The sequence below is a fragment of the Spirosoma jeollabukense genome (genome assembly GCF_054777855.1).
In genome coordinates this window covers 76,552-98,480 of record NZ_BAAHAD010000016.1, presented here as the reverse complement: position 1 = coordinate 98,480, position 21,929 = coordinate 76,552, and the positions used below count along the sequence as shown (strand labels likewise).

18 protein-coding genes and 1 tRNA gene are annotated in these 21,929 nt (G+C 49.7%); 13 read left to right on the top strand and 6 right to left on the bottom strand.

Annotation, left to right across the window (positions count from 1 at the left end):
- Nucleotides 1-100 precede the first annotated feature (100 nt).
- Entirely contained in the window at nt 101-1,975 is a 1,875-nt protein-coding gene (locus ACYVEA_RS32165; protein WP_461117477.1) for a glycoside hydrolase family 13 protein, read from the top strand.
- 214 nt (nt 1,976-2,189) lie between these two features.
- Complete coding sequence (gene pgmB / locus ACYVEA_RS32160) at nt 2,190-2,843, top strand: beta-phosphoglucomutase (RefSeq protein ID WP_461117476.1); 654 nt, start codon at nt 2,190-2,192, stop codon at nt 2,841-2,843.
- A 53-nt stretch (nt 2,844-2,896) separates the two neighbouring features.
- On the opposite strand, the gene ACYVEA_RS32155 is transcribed toward pgmB, so the two are convergent.
- From ACYVEA_RS32155 to ACYVEA_RS32135, 5 genes are all read right to left on the bottom strand, one after another.
- Nucleotides 2,897-3,265: a hypothetical protein gene (locus ACYVEA_RS32155; RefSeq protein ID WP_461117475.1), complete on the bottom strand. Its 369-nt coding sequence runs from the start codon at nt 3,263-3,265 to the stop codon at nt 2,897-2,899.
- A 318-nt stretch (nt 3,266-3,583) separates the two neighbouring features.
- Nucleotides 3,584-3,958, bottom strand: a complete 375-nt coding sequence (locus ACYVEA_RS32150; protein WP_461117474.1) for a DUF3244 domain-containing protein — start codon at nt 3,956-3,958, stop codon at nt 3,584-3,586.
- Between the two features lie 314 nt (nt 3,959-4,272).
- Entirely contained in the window at nt 4,273-5,217 is a 945-nt protein-coding gene (locus ACYVEA_RS32145; protein ID WP_461117473.1) for a YihY/virulence factor BrkB family protein, read from the bottom strand.
- Nucleotides 5,218-5,541: 324 nt separating this feature from the next.
- A complete protein-coding gene (locus ACYVEA_RS32140) occupies nt 5,542-5,694 on the bottom strand; it encodes a hypothetical protein (RefSeq protein ID WP_461117472.1) in 153 nt (50 codons plus the stop codon).
- A gap of 33 nt (nt 5,695-5,727) precedes the next feature.
- On the bottom strand, nt 5,728-5,886 hold the full coding sequence (locus ACYVEA_RS32135) for an LPXTG cell wall anchor domain-containing protein (protein ID WP_461117471.1): 159 nt from the start codon (nt 5,884-5,886) through the stop codon (nt 5,728-5,730).
- A 310-nt stretch (nt 5,887-6,196) separates the two neighbouring features.
- Between ACYVEA_RS32135 and ACYVEA_RS32130 the strand changes: the two genes are divergently transcribed.
- The 4 genes from ACYVEA_RS32130 (at nt 6,197) to ACYVEA_RS32115 (ending at nt 9,621) form a co-directional block, all read left to right on the top strand.
- Nucleotides 6,197-6,268 (top strand) — tRNA-Gln (locus tag ACYVEA_RS32130).
- Nucleotides 6,269-6,521: 253 nt separating this feature from the next.
- The gene (locus tag ACYVEA_RS32125; RefSeq protein WP_461117470.1) at nt 6,522-7,496 is read left to right on the top strand and encodes a gluconolaconase; all 975 of its coding nucleotides are present in this window, start codon (nt 6,522-6,524) and stop codon (nt 7,494-7,496) included.
- 336 nt (nt 7,497-7,832) lie between these two features.
- Nucleotides 7,833-8,411, top strand: a complete 579-nt coding sequence (locus tag ACYVEA_RS32120) for an RNA polymerase sigma-70 factor (RefSeq protein WP_461117469.1) — start codon at nt 7,833-7,835, stop codon at nt 8,409-8,411.
- A gap of 175 nt (nt 8,412-8,586) precedes the next feature.
- Nucleotides 8,587-9,621 (top strand): FecR family protein, encoded by a 1,035-nt coding sequence (locus ACYVEA_RS32115; protein WP_461117468.1) that lies wholly within the window; start codon nt 8,587-8,589, stop codon nt 9,619-9,621.
- A 49-nt stretch (nt 9,622-9,670) separates the two neighbouring features.
- On the opposite strand, the gene ACYVEA_RS32110 is transcribed toward ACYVEA_RS32115, so the two are convergent.
- Entirely contained in the window at nt 9,671-9,817 is a 147-nt protein-coding gene (locus ACYVEA_RS32110; protein WP_461117467.1) for a hypothetical protein, read from the bottom strand.
- A 20-nt stretch (nt 9,818-9,837) separates the two neighbouring features.
- Here ACYVEA_RS32110 and ACYVEA_RS32105 point away from each other — a divergent pair, with 20 nt between their 5' ends.
- The 7 genes from ACYVEA_RS32105 (at nt 9,838) to ACYVEA_RS32075 (ending at nt 21,905) form a co-directional block, all read left to right on the top strand.
- Nucleotides 9,838-13,155, top strand: a complete 3,318-nt coding sequence (locus tag ACYVEA_RS32105) for a SusC/RagA family TonB-linked outer membrane protein (protein ID WP_461117466.1) — start codon at nt 9,838-9,840, stop codon at nt 13,153-13,155.
- 21 nt (nt 13,156-13,176) lie between these two features.
- On the top strand, nt 13,177-14,820 hold the full coding sequence (locus ACYVEA_RS32100) for a RagB/SusD family nutrient uptake outer membrane protein (protein ID WP_461117465.1): 1,644 nt from the start codon (nt 13,177-13,179) through the stop codon (nt 14,818-14,820).
- 106 nt (nt 14,821-14,926) lie between these two features.
- Nucleotides 14,927-16,582: a glycoside hydrolase family 28 protein gene (locus ACYVEA_RS32095; RefSeq protein WP_461117464.1), complete on the top strand. Its 1,656-nt coding sequence runs from the start codon at nt 14,927-14,929 to the stop codon at nt 16,580-16,582.
- A 57-nt stretch (nt 16,583-16,639) separates the two neighbouring features.
- Nucleotides 16,640-17,647 carry a pectinesterase family protein gene (locus tag ACYVEA_RS32090; protein ID WP_461117463.1) on the top strand — a complete coding sequence of 336 codons (1,008 nt, stop codon included), beginning with the start codon at nt 16,640-16,642 and terminating at the stop codon, nt 17,645-17,647.
- A gap of 4 nt (nt 17,648-17,651) precedes the next feature.
- Entirely contained in the window at nt 17,652-19,325 is a 1,674-nt protein-coding gene (locus ACYVEA_RS32085; RefSeq protein ID WP_461117462.1) for a glycoside hydrolase family 43 protein, read from the top strand.
- Nucleotides 19,326-19,342: 17 nt separating this feature from the next.
- Nucleotides 19,343-20,635: a nucleoside hydrolase-like domain-containing protein gene (locus ACYVEA_RS32080; RefSeq protein ID WP_461117461.1), complete on the top strand. Its 1,293-nt coding sequence runs from the start codon at nt 19,343-19,345 to the stop codon at nt 20,633-20,635.
- Nucleotides 20,636-20,699: 64 nt separating this feature from the next.
- On the top strand, nt 20,700-21,905 hold the full coding sequence (locus tag ACYVEA_RS32075; protein ID WP_461117460.1) for a glycoside hydrolase family 88/105 protein: 1,206 nt from the start codon (nt 20,700-20,702) through the stop codon (nt 21,903-21,905).
- The last annotated feature ends 24 nt before the right edge of the window (nt 21,906-21,929 follow it).

Below are 21,929 nucleotides of genomic sequence, written 5' to 3'. Positions count from 1 at the left end.
ACTATGGCCTTTTTTTGCGAAAATCGTGGGTTAATTTTGCGTTCTTGTTGCATTATTTTTAGTTCAATTGCTAATCAACCTATTTGTTGTCAACCCTTATATGAAGAAGTTTACGTTTAGTCTGCTGATGATCCTGTTGTCAGTCATTCGGCCAGCTTTCCCGCAACAGTCCCAGGTCCAGCGCGTCAATCCTACAAACTGGTGGGTGGGAATGAAAAACCCGAACCTCCAACTGCTCCTGTACGGCCCCAATGCCGGGAAAATGACCTACACGGTTAGCTATCCGGGCGTAACGTTGGTGAAAGCGCATACCGTCGAAAATCCGAATTATGCGTTTCTGGACGTAGTGATTGCCGCCACGGCCAAGCCCGGTACGGTCAACATTGTGGGGAAAAGTGGCGGTCAATCGCTGAGGCAACCCTTCGAATTAAAAGCGCGTGATGGCGCACCGAAAGGGCAGGGGGTTACGTCCGCCGACTTTATTTACTTAGCCATGCCCGACCGGTTTGCCAACGGCGACCCCCGTAATGACAAATTTGCGGACATGGCCGACCCCAACGCCGATCGGACCAACCCATTCTACCGCCACGGGGGCGACCTGTTTGGGGCTAGCCAACGGATCAATTACCTGAAAGACTTAGGTGTTACGGCTATCTGGTTTACGCCTGTTCTCGAAAATGACCAGCCCCTCACGAACGAAGGCGGAGCCATGCGCTCGGCTTATCATGGCTACGGGTTTACGGATCACTACGCGGTAGATCGTCGGCTTGGGGGCAACGAAGCCTACAAAGCCTTCGCGAAACAAGCCCATGCGGCTGGCCTGAAAGTGGTGCAGGATGCGGTCTATAATCACGTGGGTATCAACCACTGGTTCATAAAAGATATGCCCAGCAAAGACTGGCTGCACCAGTGGCCAACCTATACCAATACGTCTTACAAATACCAGCCCATCACCGATCCACACGGCGCAGCCAGCGACCGCAAGGTTACTGTCGATGGCTGGTTTGTGCCATTCCTGCCCGATCTGAATCAGAGCAATCCCTACGTAGCGAATTTCCTGATCCAGCACGCCATCTGGTCGGTCGAAACGTTTGGCGTTGATGCCTGGCGAATTGATACGTATATGTATAACGATCAGCCGTTTATGAACCGCTGCAATCAGGCGTTGATAAATCAGTATCCGAAGATTCACATTTTTGGCGAATCGTGGGTGAACAACGTAGTGGATCAGGCCTATTACACGCGCAACAAAATTGATTTTCCTTTCAAGTCGAATCAGCCGGGTGGGCTGGATTTTGTACTATACGCGTCGATGCTTGATGCCCTGAAACAGAAATTTAGCTGGGACGATGGCGTCAATCGGTTCTATCAGGCATTAGCGCAGGATGCCGTTTACGTCGACCCGAACAAGCTGGTTACGTTCCTGGATAACCACGATACGGACCGTTATTTGTCGGTGATAGGGGCCGATTTCGAAAAGTACAAAATTGGCCTGACCTGGTTGCTGACAACGCGGGGCATTCCGTCGATGTACTACGGGACCGAGATTCTGATGAAGAATTTTAAAGATCCATCGGATGCCGAAGTGCGCCGTGATTTTCCGGGTGGTTTTCCCGGCGATAAGGAAAATAAGTTCGAGACGGCCGGACGTACCGACCGCGAAAATGAAGCGTATCAGTTCGTGCGTAAGCTAGCCACGTACCGGCGCGACAATCCGGTGATGCACACGGGCAAGCTCATGCAGTTTCTGCCGCAGGACGGCATCTATGTCTATTTTCGGTATGACGGTACGAAAACCGTGATGGTCGCCACGAATACCAACGAAAAAGAAATTTCGCTCGATACGGCCCGCTTTGCCGAGCGGATGAACGGCTTTCGTTCTGCCCGCAACGTATTGACCGATGAAACGATAAACGACTTGAAACGGGTAAAACTACCCGCTAAAACAGCGCTGGTGCTGGCATTGCAGCCGTAAGAAATGATACGCTTAAAAAACAGGGACGCCATTCGACGGACGTATTTCTCTGGACTGGGATAAGGGATGTGCCATATATGTCGTCTAACAAGACGGTGGCCTTCAAGAGAAAAAAGATGAGGTCGAATTACCGTACTCTTTAGACTACTTTTTTACGTTGCTATCAAGGTTCAATCGAATCGGCTACTTTTGCCGCTCTACAACTTGAATCACTATGCCTATTCGTGCCTTTCTTTTCGACCTCGACGGTGTTATCGTCGACACGGCCATTTACCATTACCAGGCCTGGAAACGGCTTGCCAATGAACTCGGGTTTGACATCTCGGAAGAATTTAATGAGCAACTCAAGGGCGTTAGTCGCATGGAATCGCTGGATCTGATTTTGGCGCATGGTGGCCTGACCCTCTCCGACGAGAAAAAAAATGAACTGGCTGCCCAGAAAAATCAATGGTATCTCGAACTCGTCAGCCGGATGACATCCGACGATATTCTGCCGGGTGTTGCTACGTTCTTCTCACAGGTGCGCAAAGCTGGATTGCAAACGGCGCTTGGCTCAGTCAGTAAAAACGCTCCGCTCATTCTGGAACGTATTGGTATGGCCGACGCTTTCGATGCGGTTATCGACGGCACAAAAATCACCAAAGGCAAACCCGATCCGGAAGTGTTCACCAAAGGAGCGGCTGAGCTAGAAGTTAGTCCGGCTGAATGCGTTGTTTTTGAAGATGCCGTGGCGGGCGTGGAAGCCGGTAAACGGGGTGGCATGTTTGTGGTCGGATTGGGCTCACCGGATGTATTGACCCAGGCCGATCTGGTTGCCCCCTCGCTGAATGCCTTGACCGTAGAGGAAGTGCTGACAAAGGCTCAATAACTTGTGACGAAAGTTTTTTGCCTTCGAGATAACAGCGTGGGTCGGCCTCCTGTTTATTTTGGCGGAAAGGCAAGGGTTTCCGAATCATCCGGTAGTTCTGTAATGGATACATGGATACCTGCTGATTGGGATGCGTGGGTTGATTCTCCTTCGGACAGAAAAGCAATCACTTGATCTTCGTCGGCGAACGTATACGTATCGTCAGTCGCCTGGTCCGTTGATTCGTCCGCTTCTGAGTCAGGTGAGGGTGTCTTTTTTATGGGTTCCACCAATAGGTTGACGCGTCTAAAGTCTTTTGTTCGGGCCATTATTTCGAGTGTTGACAGGCCCTCCGTATCTGTTTGGCGCTGGACGTTCAGGATTGTAAAGACGTTGGCTTCATTCCCTGTGTTGTGTAGCAGCCAGTTATAAATGGTTTCCATAGGTACGACGTTTGATCTGTAAACTCATCCGGGGATGGCTTGTTTAGCCCGGACGCCAACGGTAGCCGTATCATCCGGTAGTCCGTTACCTAATTGTTTTTAAAGGCCGACAACAAAGTGCCTGATTAACAGTAAAGTAAGTTCTTGCTGGTGCCGTATGTACTAGCAGTACGGTGGAGTATAGACAGTCGTCATCTATATCAGGTGGCGACTGTTTTCATAAGTGAGTCCGTCTAAATTCAATTGGGTATCAATACAGGCCACAGAAACAGCCCCGACAAGTGCCGGGGCTGTTTTCCTGATGTGGCCTGACTGTACTTACTGCATGGCAATCGTCCGGGTGATAGGCTGAAGGGGCTGATTAGCCAGGGTCAGCTGCTTGCGGATGCTGCCTTTCTCCGATTTGATCTCCAGCTCATACTGCCCATCGGCCAGTTCACTCACATCCAGTTTCACCGCATACCTGGCTTCCTTCTTGCTGATGTGCTGCCGATACAGCACTTCGTTGTTTTTGTTACGTAGCAGTACTACGACGGGTACCTCAGTGCTTTTCTGGACGGCCAGCCGGATCTGATTGTTGAGGGTAACATAGGCGCTGGCCTCGAAGGAAAGCGCCTTGGGATTGGTGGGATTGAAAAGGGTAGAGGCACTCAACAAAAGGGAGGTAGCGACTTTGCTCATTAGTGGTAACATGATCGTATAGTGTTTAATGGTTGGTTGTTTACTGCGTTGCTACACTTAGTCCAAAGCTCGTGCCAATTGCTAGTATTATTGGTTATCAATACGTTATGATCTGTGCCATTCGTTGGCTTTGTCCAGTTGCGGACAAAGTCTGTTCACTTGCGGACAATAGAAGACGGTTTACAATCGAAAGGAATTGAGGCCAGATGGTTGCCCGAACTATCACCAGCTCGTCATAAATGACAAAAGCAATCCTGATCGCGTCAGGATTGCTTTTGTGCTGGCATTAGTTAGAGACAGAAAATGCTTATGACTTCAGGTGGTTCTTAACTTGGTTTATCACTGGCTGTATCTGGCAGGTCGATTTCTGTGATCGTGTAGGCTGTCGAGCGGCTGTTTGGTTGAATCGCCACATGAGTCCACTCACTGTATTGTCGGGTGACGGCTGCTCCATAATAGAAAATCAGGGACGCGTAGAAAACAAATAGCAGGAGCAGAATGATAGCGCCCGATCGGCCATAGAGTGTTCCTACGGAACTATGAATCAGTAGGTTATTTAAGACGCCTTCGCCTACTTTGAAAAGAATACTTGTAAAAAAGGCACCCGGCCAGATCGCCTGCCAGGTGATTTTAACATCTGGCAGGAACTTGAACAATACGGCAAACCAGACCATGCGGATGAGCACTGAGGCTAAGAAATGTCCCAGATAAACCAGCATCTGATAATAGGCTAGTGAACTGAGAGAAAACTGGTTACTGAACTGCGCCATAAGTTGCTCCATCAGCAGGGAGGAACTAAACAACAAGCCTGAACCTAAAATAATCGCCAGGGCCACTAGTTTGTCGGTCAGTGCATGCAGCAAGTGACGGCCCGGTTTGGGTTTGATATTCCAGAGTTGGTTCAGCGAGTTTTTAATGATTGAAAATAACGTAGTGGAGGCCAATAGTAGCAGGAAAAAGCTCAGTACAGTTAACGGTAAATCAGGCTTGGGGAGTTGAAGGCGATGCGAAATATCTTCCAGTTGATTCGCGCTTTTGGGGCCAAACAGATCCGCTAATTCGTCAAATAGTTGACCACTGATGCGCTGATATCGGGTATTGAAAAGTTGACTAAGTACACTGCTAAGGATAATAACAATAGGTGGTAAGGCGAAAAACGCAAAGAAAGCGGTTGCACCGGCCATACGGATTGGGTCATTGGCCTGCAAGCTGGTGAACGCTTGTTTGAGGAACAGCAGGAGGGGAGCTACTTTTTTCAACAGGTAAACCATCTGGATGATGAAGTAACGCCTGATTTAACGTTAGAGTTTGCCGATACTTGAGCGTATCGTGTATTGCGTGGAAAGGGAGCCGAGAATGCCAGCCGGTTAGCGAAAATCTATAGTGGTAAAACGTAATGCTGTTTCAGGACCAGCCTGAGAAAAGAACAGTCGATAAGACACTATTTTCAACCTTTTGCCTGCCTTTGAGTTTAGCAACGTATCAACTCAACACGTACTCGTTATGAAAAAGATACTGCTATTGGGTGTCATCCTTGAGCCGGGCAAATGGTTCGCCATATCACTTCCAGAATTTTCTGTCAGGTAATCCTGCTCTTATTCTTTTATCCTGCTATCTACAATTCCCGTTTTTGTGTGCACCTTCTGCTTTTGCTTATAAACCAGATAGGAACTGGCCAGAATCGCTATAGCCAGACCAACACTCAGGGGATCAACCTTAGGCACCTTAACACTCAGTTTGAATTTCACAGACGGCATATATTTAATGTGGATCACTACGTATCAGTGCCGTTTGATTTGCTGATAAATCTGTTTCATCAGAAGGCCCAGGCCTATTAGTAGGCATAGCACGAAAAGAATCAATAAACTACTGTCCTGCTCGCTGCCGGTGTTTTCCGTAGCCTCCGGGTTCTGGGTCAATTGTAGATAGAACTTTTTCATGAACTGACGTTTTTAGTAATCTCCATTTGTTCACAACCTGGTCAATCGCGAGCCCTAGTAGAACAATGCCGGACTCTGGCCAAATATACCGTAGTAATCTGCTCGTTCTCATGTTAATAAAGATAGATTATTGAGGAAGCGGAATTAAATTTTGACGGGGAGATGGTTTATAGAGCAAGCAGTCCAACCTTGAACCTCATCCGAAACCGATTATAGACGGAGACAGGTCGCGCCTGAATCAGGGAACTCGACAACCTGATACTCCGTTAGCTCAGTGCGAAGCAGCATTTCAGGCGCTAAATACCCCAATTGCCGGATAGTATAGCGGTTATTACCCCCGACTCTGACTCGGGTGACCTTGGTTCGATTCCAGGTCCGGCAACTTTCTCCCCAGGTTACGAATAGCGAATCTTTTCCGGCTCTCCTGATTGATCACCAGCTGTTTCACTACGTTCACAAACAGCCCCTACACGTCGATTCGATAACAAACTCCCAAGCCCTGGCAGGTATCAGGGCTATTTGTTGCGTGCTGGCAACAGAGTTAAAAATCCATTAAAAAATCTCGAACAAAAGTAATCTACGGATGATTAGTAGAGGACACGTTTATCGACACGTGTTCACTCAGCCAATTTGTTATGAAAACAAAGTACGCGCTCTTTACTTTTCTGGGGGCTATTGGTGTAGCATTAACGGCCTGCGAAGACCACAAGCTCAGTCCAAATGCTTCGTTTCCTGAACGGATCAATTTTGTGGCTCCTCGTCAGTATCCTGAAGGCATTGCCTACTCGGCCCAGTTGGATCGGTTTATTGTTTCATCCATTACGCAGGGTAAACTGGGCACGGTCGATATTAACGGCAACTACGCCGATCTGATAACTCCGCCCGAATTGATTAGCAGTATGGGCGTCAGAGTAGCGGATGGCCACATACTGGTGTGCAACAGTGATCAGGGGGTTTCGATCAAAAGTACACCACAAACGGCTACCAAAACGGCCGAACTATTGGTGTTTAACCTTAACACGCTTCAACTGGAACGCCGGACAGACCTCGACGATTTGTACAACAGTCCCCGCCATCTGGCCAACGATCTGGCTATACAACCAGACGGGACGGTCTACGTAACGGATTCCTTTGCGCCCGTCATTTATAAAATAACATCGGCGGGTCAGGCTAGTGTGCTGGTTGAAAATCCTTTATTCTCAAGTGCTACGTTTGGCCTCAATGGTATTGTTTATCATCCTAATGGCTACCTGATTGTAGCCCAAACCGGTGCTGGCAAATTGTATAAGATTGACTTAAAGAACAACAATGCCATTTCGGAAGTGGGCAATTTGCCCAATTTGCCCGGAGACGGTCTGACCCTGCTTAACCAGGATTTGTATGTGGTAACAGGAAGTGGCAGCCGGGTAGCGCAGGTGCGGAGCGCGGACGATTGGAAAACCGCATTTATCGTGAAAACGGATGAAATCGGCTACAATCAGGCTACCACGAACGTTGCCGTAAATGGTAGTATTTATACCCTCAATGCCCGTATTGGGGAGATCGGTGCTGCTATGGGCAATGCATCGTTGTTACAGGCCAAAGAGTATAGCATACAGAAGTTTAAGTAAACATACGACTCCATCTTCTCCGTCTTGTGGTGATTGATGATGAGTCAATCCGGTAGGCTGTGAAGTATATAAATAATGCAATTTAGGCGTTTCTATATAGATAGTTAAAAAGCACGCTTTCAGCTCTATATCCCACAGTATCAAAGCGCATCACAACGTTTTGTGAGCGTTGGCAACGTTCCCGGTAACGATTGCATAGAAATAAGTAAACTTTTGCTTGGCATAATTAAGTAAACTATAGAAATTGATAGGGAGGTTATAAAAACCTGATTGCTCAGCTAATAGGCTATTTCCGGGAAAAGTTCAAATTAAGGCCAATCTGTCAGCTCCTTATCCATGCATCTCAAATCGCTATCCGACGAGATATTACTGATCCGCCTTCGTACTGGAGATGAAGTCGCTTTTCGGGAGATTTACCAGCGGTACTGGAAAAAGTTGTACAGCATTGCCCGGCATAAAATTGACTCGCGGGATGCGGTTGAAGAACTGGTACAGGACATTTTCCTGAAGATATGGGAACGACGTAGTACGTTACGCATTGACCGGCTGGATGCCTATCTGTTTACGGCCATCCGTTATGCCACGATCAATCATATAAAATCAAAACTGGTTCAGGAAAAGTACGCTGACCATGCCTATTTCCATGCTACAGATGTGGCTTATACAACGGATGAGGAAATAGATCTGAATGAATTGATACAGGCCGTTGAACAGCAATTGAATGAACTCCCCGAAAAGACCCGGCAGATATTTCGCCTGAATCGCATGGAATACCAATCGGTGAGAGAAATCTCAACCCGGTTAAACGTACCTGAACGAACCGTCGAATACCACCTTAGCCAGGCGATCAAATCCCTGCGTATTTACCTGCGCGATTACCTGCTGACAGGATTTATCGTATCTCTTTTTCTGTAATTCACCGTGCCATCTGGTGAACAGGTAAACATAAGCAAACCAATTAATTGACTATTAACAAGAATATCCAGGTTAATAAGCCCAATTCGTTGTAATTTTTCCAGAATAAATAAAACTGTTTGCGGTTGTGTACGCATCTCATTGACTTATGGTATAGAAACCATTGCTACAGGTCATGAGCCGACATAAATTCGGAGAACTCTTACAGAAGTATCTGCGGGGCGAATGTACACCGGAGGAAAAGACATTTATTGAACACTGGTATGGCCTGCTGGAAACCGAACCGGGTGAAATAGACAAGGAACTGAATAGTCCGGACGTAGAAGCCCGGCTGTGGACTCAAATCCAGCGCCAGATGGATACCCATGATCCTGCCAGTAAGGGGCGGATTATTCCACTGAAAACAGCCCGATATCGCTGGATAGGCATCGCTGCGTCACTGCTGTTACTGGGTGGATGGTTTTTGGTAAGAGAATCCATACCTGACGTAGTATCGACGCCTTCGCTGACTAACCGATCTGATGCCGATTGGATTGAACAGACAAATACCTCAGCAAAACCACTGGCCGTTCGGCTGGAAGATGGTAGTACGGTTGAGTTGGCCACCCGAAGCTCGCTTCGATTTCCCAAACACTTTGCCGCCGAAAAAAGAACGGTTTATCTGACGGGGGATGCGTTTTTTTCGATTCAGAAAATGCCGTCACGACCGTTCTATGTCCACACCGACGCGGTTGTGACAAAGGTGCTGGGGACAAGCTTCTTTGTTCGAACGAGGCTGGACACCAGACAAATACGGGTTGAGGTAGTCACGGGAAGGGTGACTGTGTATAAAGAGGAGCCGGGAAAGCAGCCCTCGCCCAGGGAGGTTGTGCTAAGTCCCAATCAGGCGACCACGTTTTTTAGTGACGAAGATCACTTCGTAACCGGGCTCGTGGACGTTCCCAAACTCATTCTCCCATCAGGCACGGACAGGAAGTCGCTGTCGCTTCAGTTTGATGATGCGCCACTGGCAGACGTTCTGGCAACGCTCGAACAAGCCTACGGGATCGATATTGCCCTTGAGAACGATCAGCAGAAAAACTGTCCGCTTACGGCCGATCTGACCAATCAACCGCTCTACACCCAATTGGATATTATCTGTGCCGCTCTAAAGTCCAGTTACGAAATTCAGGGTACCACCATCCTGATTAGTGGTAAGGGATGTATCTGATAAGCTACTTAGTATCAATAAACTATAATCAATTTTATATTCCTTTTGACTATGAGATGACCGGTTCCAATGCCCTTAAGTTCTGAAAAACGCTGGTCATGCGACCAACATGAACCAGCGTCAACTTGCTCCAACGATCATCGGACAGACTGCGAATCGTGCGCCGATAGACCGGATTATTTTGTCGATTATCCATCTAACAAAACCATTAAAGGTATGAAAAAAACAGTACCTGTGCGTACAGGCTACTCGCCTGGCCGACATGCTAACTTGTTCCGGCGGCTTATGAATCTATCGATTGCCCAACTCTTTCTCCTGATGGCCTGTACGAGTTTCTCGTTCGCCTTCGATGGTCATGCTCAGGAGCTAATGAACCGAACCGTTACACTCAAAGTCGACAACCAGCGGCTCCGTTCGGTACTGTCACAAATTGAACAGCAGACAGCGGCTCGATTTGTATACAGCTCGAAGTCGATCAATGTCAATCAGCCGGTAACGATTGCCGTTACGGATAAACGACTGGACGAAGCCCTGAACAATCTGCTTAAACCCCTGAAATTGACGTATCGGCTGGTGGGTGGACAAATTGTGCTGGAGGCCGACGTCGACGCGCATACCAGCATCAGCACAGGTAGCGAAGCGGCTGAGCGCGCGGTTTCGGGTACCGTCACCGACGAAAAAAATGCAGCCCTGCCCGGTGTTAGCGTTGTGGTGAAGGGCTCCAACCGCGGTTCGACAACGGACGCCAATGGCCAGTTCAAGCTAACGGTGCCGGATGGAAATGGGGTCGTGCTGACGTTTTCGTTTGTCGGCTACCAGAGTAAGGACGTAACGGTGGGCAGCCAAACGACCATCAACGTCTCGATGGCCCCCGACGTCTCCGCACTGGATGAAGTCGTCGTGATTGGGTACGGTGCCGTTCGTAAGAAAGACCTGACCGGCTCTGTTGTTCAACTCAAAGGCGAACAACTTAAAGAGATTCCGACGGCCAACGTACTGGAAGCGGCTCAGGGCAAAATTGCGGGTGCCGACATTACCCGAAGCAGCGGTCAGGCGGGTGCCAAGGTAAACATCTCGATTCGCGGCAATCGCTCGATTGGGGGTAACAACTCCCCGCTGATCATTGTGGACGGCATTCAGTACAGCAATCTGGAGGATATCAACTCCAACGATATAGAAACGATGGACGTACTGAAAGATGCTTCGTCCACCGCGATCTACGGTTCACGGGGATCGAACGGGGTTATTTTGATCACCACCAAAAAAGGTCGTTCGGGCAAACCAGACATATCCTTTAATGCTTATTCAGGGATTTCTCAGGCAACGATGTATCCAAAGGCAATGGATATTAACGCGTTTCGGGATTTCAAACGGGAAGCCTGGCGGGCGGGTGGTGTCTGGAAAAGTCCGGCCGATGACGCAGCTATTTTCACGAACGTAGCTGAATACGATGCCTTGCAAAAAGGGATTTGGACCGATTATCAGGATGCGCTGATTCATAATGGTCTGCAACAGGATTATCAGGTTGGGATTCGGGCAGGCACCGACCGGCTGAAATCGTATGTGTCGGTCGATTATTACAACGAAAAAGGCATTCTGAAACTGGATGAACTGAAACGCTATACAGGACGATTAAATGTCGATTTTACGATCAACGACTGGATGAAAATCGGTCTGCAAAGCCAACTGACCTATTATAACCAGAGCGTTCGGCGAGATCCGCTAAACCAGGCCAATAAAATCAGCCCGCTTGGATCACTGTACGACGCCAATGGCAATTTCAACTACATCATGCTGGATGGCCAAACGGCTAACCCACTCTCCGACGAACAGCCTAATGTGTTTAATAACACCGTGTTGACCACCCGCGTATTAACGAATGGCTACCTGGAGTTAACGCCCCTAAAAGGCCTGATGATCCGGAGTACGCTGGGTGTTAATCTGGCCTCTATTCGGGATGGAGCCTATTCATCGCCGAAATCCATCGACCGCTCGCTCACGGGTAAATCGCTGGCGACCTATAACACCAGCAGCAGCCGTAGCCTTAACTGGGAGAACGTAGTGACCTACCAGCGGACGCTGGGCCAGCATGCCGTTACCTTAACGGGAATTGCCAGTTATTTGAGCAATTCATCCGACAATGCATCGGCATCGGGTGTCAACCAACTGTTGCCATCGCAGTTGTTTTACTCCATTGGCAGCGCCACCGAGGAAATCAAGATCAATTCGGCTTACTCCCAAAACAACCTTGTCTCGTTTGCGGGTCGGTTAAATTATGCCTATCGGGATCGGTATCTACTTACGGTGACAGCTCGCGAAGACGGTTCGTCGAAACTGGCTGCGGGCAATAAATGGACGTTCTTCCCGTCGGCGGCCCTGGCGTGGCGGGTTATCGAAGAGAAGTTTATGCAGGGCGTCAAAGGGCTCAGTGATCTGAAACTGCGGGCTAGCTATGGTGTGGCCGGGAATGACCCATCGGGGCCGTATGCGACCCAGACAACGCTGAACCGGATCGCCTTTGGCTACGACGAAGCAGCCGCTCCTGCATATACATTTTCCCGGAATGTGGGCAACATGGCCCTGGGCTGGGAACTGTCGTATACGAAAAATATAGGGCTTGATTTTGGGTTGTTCAATGGTCGCATCAATGCATCCGTCGATTATTACGACACCCGCACGCAGGACCTGTTGCTGGACCGTGGTTTGCCGCCAACAACCGGGGTAACGACTGTAAAGCAAAACATTGGTAAAACCCGGAACCGGGGTGTCGAAGTCTCGTTGGGAAGTACCAACATCCGGACGGCGAACCTGAGCTGGACCAGTAACGTCACCTTTACCAAAAACAAGGAAGAGATTACGGAACTGGTGACGGGTAGCAACGACATTGGTAATGGCTGGTTTATCGGGTCGCCCATCAGTGTTTTTTACGATTATGAAAAATTAGGTATCTGGCAAACGTCCGAAGCAGATCAGGCCGCAAAACTCTCGCCAACTCAACTGCCCGGCGAAATCAAAGTCAGAGATCAGAACGGCGACGGTAAAATTGACGCCGTCAATGACCGGATTATTCTGGGAACACCCCGGCCTAAATGGAGTGGCGGTTTCGATAACACTGTCAAATTCAAAGGGTTTGATCTGAATGTGTTCCTGTACGCTCGTATTGGCCAGATGATCAACTCCGACCGTTCGGCCCGTTTCGACCAGCAGGGCGTTGGCAATAGTACGGCAGGGCTGGATTACTGGACGCCCGAAAATCCAACCAATGCCTATCCACGACCCAACAAAAATGGGGGCCTGAAATACCTGTCTACCCTGGGATATGTAGATGGCACTTACGCCCGGATTCGGAATATTACGCTGGCCTATAACGTACCGGTGAAAGTATTGCCAAAGGCCATTCGCGGGGTTCGGCTTTATGTGACGGGTAAGAACCTGGTCACGTTCACCAAGCTGAATTATGACCCGGAGCGGGGTGGTTCTGAAAACTTCCCCATGACCAAACTCTATGTATTTGGCCTGAACGTCACTCTCTAACCCAAAAACATCGAATCCACTATGAAAGCATTCCTAATAAAAACGGGGTTATTGACACTGTCGCTGCTTACCCTGTTCGCGTGTAAAGACGCGCTGGAAGAATATAACCCCAGTGGTCTGACCGCCGAAACCGTGTACACCACACCCGAAGGTTTTGAAACGCTGGTCAATGCGGCCTATTCGTATCAACGCTGGTGGTATGGAAAAGAAGAAGGCTACAACATTGCCGAAACGGGTACCGATATCTGGACCAGTGGTTCGGGAGAAGCCTACCGCGACCTAACTCAATACCTGAACCTGCAAGGGAGCAATGCGGCTTTGACCAGTGAATGGCGGGAGTTTTATGCGGCTATCAACTTGTGTAATGGCGGTATTAGCCGGATCGATAAAGCGGGTCTGTCCGCTACGTTACGACCCATTCGTGAAGGGGAACTTCGGTTTCTCCGGGCTTTTTATTACTGGCATATTGCCGAAACCTGGGGTGGTGTTCACTTTACGACCCAGGAAACGAACGGTATTATTTCCACCGCCAACCGGACGCCCGTAGAAACGTTTTACAATCAGATTTTCGAGGATTTAAAGATAGCCGTGACCAATCTGCCCGTTACACAACCGCAATACGGAAGGGTGACGAAAGGGGCCGCTCAGGCCTTTCTGGCTCGAATGTATCTGACGCGGGGTATGAATAAAGAAGCCCTGGAAATGGCGCAGGCTGTTCTGGCCAATACGAATTACAAGCTGGAAGCCAACTATGCCGATCTATGGAAAATGAGTAATCTGAAAACCAAAGAAGCCATTTATGTGGTGGATTACTCCGTGAACCTGGCGCTTAATGACCTGGTCAACACCACCTTCAACCCCTACGGACACAGTCGGGGCAGTAACAATGCCCACTTGCTGTTTCTGATGAAATACGATGATCGGCCCGGCATGACGCGTGACATTCAGAACGGTCGGCCATTCAATCGCTACATGCCAACGCGCTTCCTGCTCGATCTCTACGGCGATAATGACGCCCGCTACGAAGGTTCATTTACGGAGGTGTGGTTTGCCAATGCCACCACGCGCCCGGCGGGTATGAACCTGGGGGATACGGCCGTTTATTGCAGCCGAAAGGAAATCCCGGATGCCTTCGAAGCCACCCGTAAATACCAGACCTACGATCGGAGCAAGATTTATAACGCCAACGGGACGGCAAAAGACAATCTGCGCTATCCCAGCCTGTCGAAATTTATGGATCCTACCCGCGCTAGCCTGAATGAGGCCCAGAGCGCCCGCGATGTGTTTGTGATCCGGCTGGCCGAAGTATACCTGATTGCTGCCGAGGCCCAAATGAAACTGGGCAACCTACAGGCTGCGGCTGATTATATCAACGTACTGCGCACGCGGGCTGCAAAATCCGGGAAAACAGCCGCTATGCAAATTACGGCTGCTCAGGTAACCCTCGATTACATTCTGGATGAGCGCGCTCGCGAGCTGGCTGGCGAGCAACTGCGCTGGTTCGACCTGAAACGTACCGGTAAACTATTGGAACGCATTCGGGCCTACGCACCCGACAATGCGGTCAACCTGCAGGATTTTCAGGTGTTACGTCCGATACCGCAAACCCAACTGGATGCCATCACCAACAAAACGGAGTTTACGCAAAACCAGGGGTATCAATAGACGTTCGGGAAGATGTACGAGCAGCAGGTACTTCATTTAAACCAAATAAAAATTTTAAACACAGAGCCACAGCTGTGGCTCTGTGTTTAAAAAAACTTCTCTTGTTATGAATAAGACATCATTTAAAGTCGGCCTGGTCCTGTCGGTATTAACCCATTTCGCCCTGCAAGCCCAAACTCGTCCTACCTATAGCTGGACGAACCTGCCGAAGATTGCCCAACCTGGATTTCGGAAAGATACCATAAACATTCTGGCGTTTGGGGCTAAGCCTGACGGTGTTACGTTAAATACGAAGGCCATCAATGCGGCTATTACTGCTTGCAGCCAGAAAGGCGGGGGCGTGGTGCTGGTACCTAGTGGTTTGTGGATGACTGGTCCGATTGAACTCAAAAGCAATGTCAATTTACATCTGCGAAAGGCCGCTACGTTGCTGCTGACACCAGACAAGAGCCAGTATGCGCTGGTGGAAGGCGTCTATGAAGGCAAACGGGCCGCCCGGAATCAGTCGCCTATTTCGGGGACCAATCTGGAAAATGTGGCCATTACGGGGCAGGGAATTGTGGATGGGAATGGGGATGTGTGGCGGGCTGTGAACAAAGGGCAGCTTACCGAAAGCCAATGGAAAGAGAAGGTTGCTTCGGGCGGAGTACTGAAAGACGATGGCAACGTCTGGTACCCGAGTGATCAGTTTAAGAAGGCAAGTACAGAAAATCGGAGTATGCTGCTGTCGGCGGAAAAACCGCTTGAGAGCTTTGCCGATATGAAGGACATGCTACGGCCTAATCTGCTGGTATTGACCCGTTGCAAAAAGGTGTTGCTGGAAGGCGTTACGTTCCAGAATTCGGCCGCCTGGTGTATGCACCCCTTAATGTGTCAGGATCTGACCATTCGAAACGTGACGACCAAGAATCCCGAATACGCCCATAACGGCGATGGGATGGACATTGAATCCTGCAAGAATTTCCTGATTGAAGGCTGTACGCTCGATGTTGGCGACGACGCGATTTGCATTAAATCGGGTAAAGATGAAGAGGGACGTAAACGGGGCATGCCGACCGAAAATGGCATTATTCGAAACAATACAGTCTATAACGGCCACGGTGGTTTCGTAGTGGGTAGCGAGATGAGTGGTGGTGCCCGCTACATTTTCGTGTCTAACTGCACCTTCATGGGGACCGACAAAGGCCTGCGATTCAAGTCAGTACGGGGCCGGGGTGGGGTGGTCGAGCATATCTACGCCAAAGATATTTTCATGAAAGATATCGCTGGGGAAGCCATCTTCTTCGACCTGTATTACTTCGTCAAATTTGCGACAGACGGACAGCGCGACGAACGCCCGGTCGTTAATGAAGGAACGCCGGTTTTTCGGGACATGAAGTTTGAAAACATTGTCTGCAATGGTGCCAAGAAAGGCGTGTTTATTCGGGGACTTCCCGAAATGGCGGTCAAAAACATCGTCATGGAAAAGATGGTGCTGGAAGCCGACAAGGGCGTGGAATTAATTGATGCGAGTGGTATTCGATTCAACGATGTCCGGCTCATCACCAAAAGCACGAAGCCCGTTATTCTGGTCGATAACAGCAGCAATCTAACCTTCGACACCATACAATACGATCCGCAGGCCAGTCTGCTGTTTTCGATAAATGGCGAACGCAGTCAGGACATTCAGGTGAAGAATACGGATGTGGCTAAAGCCCAAACCAAAGCCGAGTTCAGTAAGGGTGCACTGGAAAAGAATCTGATTCTATCGTCGACTAAATAAAATTTTGTGCAAGCCCGCAAGGTTATAAAACCTGATGAATTTTCTATTTCATTACACATGAAACAACTGCTTCTCGTTAGCTGCTTAGTGATCTATGCCACCCAGGGGTGGAGCCAGACGACGCTATCCCCTACGTCCCCGGTGTCGTTTACGGTAGCTCAGGATGGGAGTGGCACCTTCAAAACCATCCAGGAAGCCGTCAATAGCTTCCGCGATCACATGCAGGTGCGGGTAACGCTGTATATCAAAAATGGTGTTTACGCCGAGAAACTCGTCATTCCTTCCTGGAAACCCAACATTCATGTCATCGGAGAAAGTAAAGAAGGAGTGATTATTACCGGCGATGACTACTCAGGGAAAACCTATCCGGGAGGCAAGGACTGGACCGGTAAAGACAAATACAGTACGTATAACTCCTACACGGTGCTGGTCGATGCGCCCGACATTATCCTGGAAAACCTGACCATTCGAAACACCGCCGGGCGGGTTGGGCAAGCCGTCGCCCTGCATGTGGAAGGCGACCGGTTTGTGTGTAAAAACTGTGTGCTGTTGGGCAACCAGGACACGCTCTACGCTGCCGCTGAAGGGAGTCGACAGTATTACGAAAACTGCTACATCGAAGGGACCACTGATTTTATTTTCGGAAAATCTATTTCTGTTTTTCAATCCTGCACGATCAAAAGCCTGTCGGATTCGTTCATTACGGCGGCTGCTACACCAGCGTATCAGCCGTACGGGTTTGTTTTCTTCGACTGTAAACTCACGGCCGATCCAGCCGCTCAAAAAGTCTACCTGGGGCGACCCTGGCGTCCTTATGCGAAAACGGTCTTCATCCGCACCGAGATGGGGAGCCACATTTTGCCGGTAGGTTGGGACAATTGGGGAAATAAAGCCAATGAACAAACGGTCCTGTATGCCGAATCCGGTAGCACCGGGCCAGGAGGAGATGCGTCGAAACGCGTCGCCTGGTCGAAGAAACTGACGGCCAAAGAAATACGTCCCTATACGGTCGCTGGCATCTTCTCGGAGAAATCGCCCTGGACACCCACCGTTGCCCATCCTTAATCGTATGAAGGCCCTATCAATCAGTAGTTTAGCTGCCCTGTTTTCGTTTTCGGCGGTTGCACAGACAGCTCCGGCATCAACACCTTACGTATCAAGCGTGTGGGTGTCTGATTTAGGCAATGGTACGTACAGAAACCCTGTCCTGCACGCCGATTACTCGGACCCCGATGCCTGCCGGGCGGGCGACGATTATTACCTGGTTTCGTCGAGTTTTGACGCGATTCCGGGCTTGCCGATTCTGCATTCCCGCGATTTGGTCAACTGGACCCTTATCGGTCACGCGTTGAAGCGCCAGCCGCCGTTCGAACATTTTGAGAAAACCCAGCATGGGAACGGCGTATGGGCACCGGCTATTCGCTACCAAAAGGGTGAATTTTACATTTACTATCCCGATCCCGATTTTGGTATCTACGTAACGAAAGCCAAAAATCCGGCTGGCCCCTGGTCGGAGCCGCTGTTGGTGGAAGGAGGCAAAGGCTTGATTGACCCCTGCCCGCTTTGGGACGATAATGGGCAGGTGTATCTGGTCCATGGCTGGGCAGGAAGTCGGGCCGGTATCAAAAGCATCATTACGGTTAAGAAATTAAATGCGGACGGGACAAAGGTGATTGATGAAGGCGTCATTGTGTACGACGGTCACGAAACCGACCCCACCATTGAAGGCCCAAAGATCTATAAACGGAACGGGTACTATTACATTTTCGCTCCGGCGGGTGGTGTACCAACGGGTTGGCAATTGGTGCTACGTTCGAAAAGCATTTACGGGCCTTACGAACGCAAAGTGGTCATGGATCAGGGCAAATCCCCCATCAACGGGCCGCATCAGGGCGCCTGGGTCGATACAAAGCCCCTGAATGGTAAGCCCGGTGAGGACTGGTTTCTGCATTTTCAGGATAAAGAAGCTTACGGGCGCGTGGTGCACCTGCAACCGATGAAGTGGGTAAATGACTGGCCGGTTATCGGCGTCGATACAGATGGGGATGGAAAAGGGGAGCCTGTACTGACCTACAAAAAACCAGCCGTTGCAGCCAAAAGCTACCCGATAGCTACACCGCCTGAATCGGATGAATTCAACAGCCCGGCACTGGGACTTCAGTGGCAGTGGCAGGCGAATCCGAAAGGAATCTGGCATACCGCCAGTCAACAGGGGTTCCTGCGTTTGTATACCTACAAGGCACCCGACGAACCCAAAAACGCCTGGGACGTCCCAAATTTGCTCCTGCAGAAGTTTCCGGCAGAAACCTTTACGGCCACCACGAAGCTTACCTTCAAGCCGAATCCCAAGCTGGAAAACGAGAAAGCCGGGCTGATCATTATGGGACTGAGCTACGCCAACCTGGCCTTGAAAAGTGGCCGGGATGGCCTGGCGTTGGTGTACGGCGTTTGTAAGAAAGCGTCGGAGGGAAAAGCCGAGGAGGATACGGTGCTGACACGTATCAGCGCCAATACCGCCGTTTACCTGCGCGTACAGGTGAGCAAAAACGCTATGTGTCAGTTTAGTTACAGTGTAGACGGTCAAAAGTTTACGAAGGCGGGCGAGGGATTCCAGGCCGAAGTGGGTCGCTGGATCGGGGCTAAAATGGGCATTTTCTGTACCCGTACCACCCAGACTAACGACTCCGGTTACGCCGATTTCGACTGGTTTCGGGTGGAACCTGTACCGGGCGTAACGCCATAACGTAATGAAACATGACTATGCGAAAAAATAAAGCTGTTTGCCTGATTTTACTGATCCCGGTATTCATCGATTTGGTGGCCGGATACCACCCTTTAAGACAGACGAATGCGAAGCCCCGAATAATTATTAGTACGGACATCGGCGGAACGGATGATGATGATTTTCAATCGATGATCCATTTTCTGATGTATTCCGACCGCTTCAACACCGAGGGGCTGATCTCGTCGCCCTCTTACGGCAAAGGCAAAAAGAAGGATATACTGGACATGATCGACCTCTATGCGAAAGACCTTCCCAAACTGAACGCACATGCCGACTTTCCCGCACCTGATTCGCTACGGGTCGTTTGCAAACAGGGGGCTTTTGGCGAGGCTCCCTACAAAGGTTGGCGCAGTGCGACCGAAGGATCAGAATGGATCATAAAATGTGCCAGAAAGAAGGCCAGCCAGCCGTTGTGGATACTGGTTTGGGGCGGGTTGGACGACGTAGCGCAGGCGCTTCATGATGCGCCCGACATCAAAAATAAGATCAGAGTTTATTGGATTGGCGGCCCTAATAAAAAGTGGAGCGTCAATAGCTATGCCTATATCGTCAAGAACTTCCCTGATCTGTGGTTCATTGAAAATAATGCGACCTACCGCGGGCTGTTTGCCAATACAAGCCCGGCAGACGAATCGAACGCCAATCAGTATTACGACCAGCATATTCACGGATTGGGGAGTATGGGTAAGCGGTTTAAAAATTATTATAAAGGAGTGATCAAAATGGGGGATACACCATCGCTGCTCTATGCCATGGATAGCGGGCTGGAAAATCCCGGAAAAGAAAGCTGGGGTGGAAGCTTTTCGAAGATTGGTCATAGCTCGCGTCGTATCGTTAACCGGAATACCACCAGCAACGATTCGGTGCCGGTTTATTCCATTATAGAGTGGCATTTTAAAGGGCCTGTTATCCAGCTACCCGTCGATTCTTCCTGTTTTACGCTGGAAGTTTTGGGGCAGCAATGGCCTGGCTACTACGTTGGGAAAGGCGATTATGTGGCCCGCTATTCGCCTAAAAAATCGGAGATGTGTACCTACAAAACCACCAGCAAAATTCCCGGCTTTGCGGTGCAGTCGGGTCAGTTTTTTGTCACGAATCAATGGCCTGGGAAACGATCACCGGATGATTACCCACTAGGGACTACCTGGTACAGCGACAGGCCGGAAGCCGATCTTTTCCTGGGCGATCAGCAAGGTGGTCGTACCATTTATAAATGGCGTCAGCAGTTTCAGGACGACTGGGCCAAGCGATGGGCGTGGCTGCAATAACTTGTTTAACAAGGTTTCGACTTATCTATTTCGCTACGTAGTTACTATAATCTGCTTCCATACAATGACAAAGTTGACGGTTTTCGTGAGCGCCCTCGCGCTGGGACTGGTTATGTGCTCACCCCCTGGTTTTGCTCAGCCCGTGGCTTCCGTTGATACGAATGCTACGTGGGCGGTTCGTATGGCGGATTCAGATATCATTCGTAATCCTAAAGGCTGGATGCTCGACTTTTCAAAACAACCCCGCTGGAATTATTGCCACGGGCTGGTGTGCAGTGCGCATGAAAAGTTGTGGAGACAGACGGGAAATGAGAAATACTATGCTTACATAAAAGAGTACGCCGACGATATGATCAACCCGGATGGCAGTATAAAAACATACAACCTTAGCCTGTACAATATCGATGCGGTTAATTCCGGGAAGTTTCTGTTTGCGCTCTATGAAAGGACCCGCGACCCAAAATACGGGAAGGCCATACAACTGCTACGTAGCCAGATGCTGACCCACCCGCGCACAAGTGAAAATGGATTCTGGCACAAAAAAAGCTATCCGTATCAGATGTGGCTCGATGGGCTGTATATGGCATCCCCATTTTTGGCGCAGTATGCAAAGGTTTTCAATGAACCGGCCTTATTTGCTGACGTAGCCAATCAAATTCAGCTTATCGACAAGCATAATAAAGAGGCAAAAACGGGTCTGTACTACCACGGTTGGGACGAAAGTAAGCAGCAACGCTGGGCGGACAAGGAAACGGGAAAGTCGCCACACGTGTGGGGTAGGGGGATGGGCTGGTATGCGATGACACTCGTCGACGTACTCGATTATTTCCCCGTCGATCATCCGCAGCGAAAAGCGATTCTGGACATCACGCGTCAACTGGCGCAAACATTGGCCCGCTATCAGGATACCGAAACCGGGTTATGGTATCAGGTTATGGATGTTGGCAAACACGAGGGAAATTACCTGGAATCGTCGGGGTCAACCATGTTTGTTTACTTTTTGAGTAAAGCGGTTCGGCAGGGGTATATTGACAAACGCTTTCTGGACGTAGCGAAAAAGGGGTATCAGGGAATTTTGACGCACTTTATCAAAACGCAGCCAACGGGCGTCGTCACGATTACTGATGCCTGCGCGGGTGCGGGGTTGGGCGGAAATCCATACCGGGATGGTTCCTACGAGTATTATTGCCAGGAAGCGAAACGGGACAATGACCCCAAATCGGTTGGGCCTTTTATCATGCTGGCGCTGGAGTTTGAGCAGATCAGGTAGAGACCAAACGTAGTAGCCTTTTCT

Coding starts and splice junctions, on each gene's coding strand:
- ACYVEA_RS32110 (WP_461117467.1), bottom strand. CDS start 9,817: ATGGATAATCGACAAAATAATCCGGTCTATCGGCGCACGATTCGCAGT.
- ACYVEA_RS32165 (WP_461117477.1), top strand. CDS start 101: ATGAAGAAGTTTACGTTTAGTCTGCTGATGATCCTGTTGTCAGTCATT.
- pgmB (WP_461117476.1), top strand. CDS start 2,190: ATGCCTATTCGTGCCTTTCTTTTCGACCTCGACGGTGTTATCGTCGAC.
- ACYVEA_RS32105 (WP_461117466.1), top strand. CDS start 9,838: ATGAAAAAAACAGTACCTGTGCGTACAGGCTACTCGCCTGGCCGACAT.
- ACYVEA_RS32090 (WP_461117463.1), top strand. CDS start 16,640: ATGAAACAACTGCTTCTCGTTAGCTGCTTAGTGATCTATGCCACCCAG.
- ACYVEA_RS32135 (WP_461117471.1), bottom strand. CDS start 5,886: ATGAAAAAGTTCTATCTACAATTGACCCAGAACCCGGAGGCTACGGAA.
- ACYVEA_RS32080 (WP_461117461.1), top strand. CDS start 19,343: ATGCGAAAAAATAAAGCTGTTTGCCTGATTTTACTGATCCCGGTATTC.
- ACYVEA_RS32150 (WP_461117474.1), bottom strand. CDS start 3,958: ATGTTACCACTAATGAGCAAAGTCGCTACCTCCCTTTTGTTGAGTGCC.
- ACYVEA_RS32125 (WP_461117470.1), top strand. CDS start 6,522: ATGAAAACAAAGTACGCGCTCTTTACTTTTCTGGGGGCTATTGGTGTA.
- ACYVEA_RS32155 (WP_461117475.1), bottom strand. CDS start 3,265: ATGGAAACCATTTATAACTGGCTGCTACACAACACAGGGAATGAAGCC.
- ACYVEA_RS32095 (WP_461117464.1), top strand. CDS start 14,927: ATGAATAAGACATCATTTAAAGTCGGCCTGGTCCTGTCGGTATTAACC.
- ACYVEA_RS32115 (WP_461117468.1), top strand. CDS start 8,587: ATGAGCCGACATAAATTCGGAGAACTCTTACAGAAGTATCTGCGGGGC.
- ACYVEA_RS32145 (WP_461117473.1), bottom strand. CDS start 5,217: ATGGTTTACCTGTTGAAAAAAGTAGCTCCCCTCCTGCTGTTCCTCAAA.
- ACYVEA_RS32085 (WP_461117462.1), top strand. CDS start 17,652: ATGAAGGCCCTATCAATCAGTAGTTTAGCTGCCCTGTTTTCGTTTTCG.
- ACYVEA_RS32100 (WP_461117465.1), top strand. CDS start 13,177: ATGAAAGCATTCCTAATAAAAACGGGGTTATTGACACTGTCGCTGCTT.
- ACYVEA_RS32120 (WP_461117469.1), top strand. CDS start 7,833: ATGCATCTCAAATCGCTATCCGACGAGATATTACTGATCCGCCTTCGT.
- ACYVEA_RS32075 (WP_461117460.1), top strand. CDS start 20,700: ATGACAAAGTTGACGGTTTTCGTGAGCGCCCTCGCGCTGGGACTGGTT.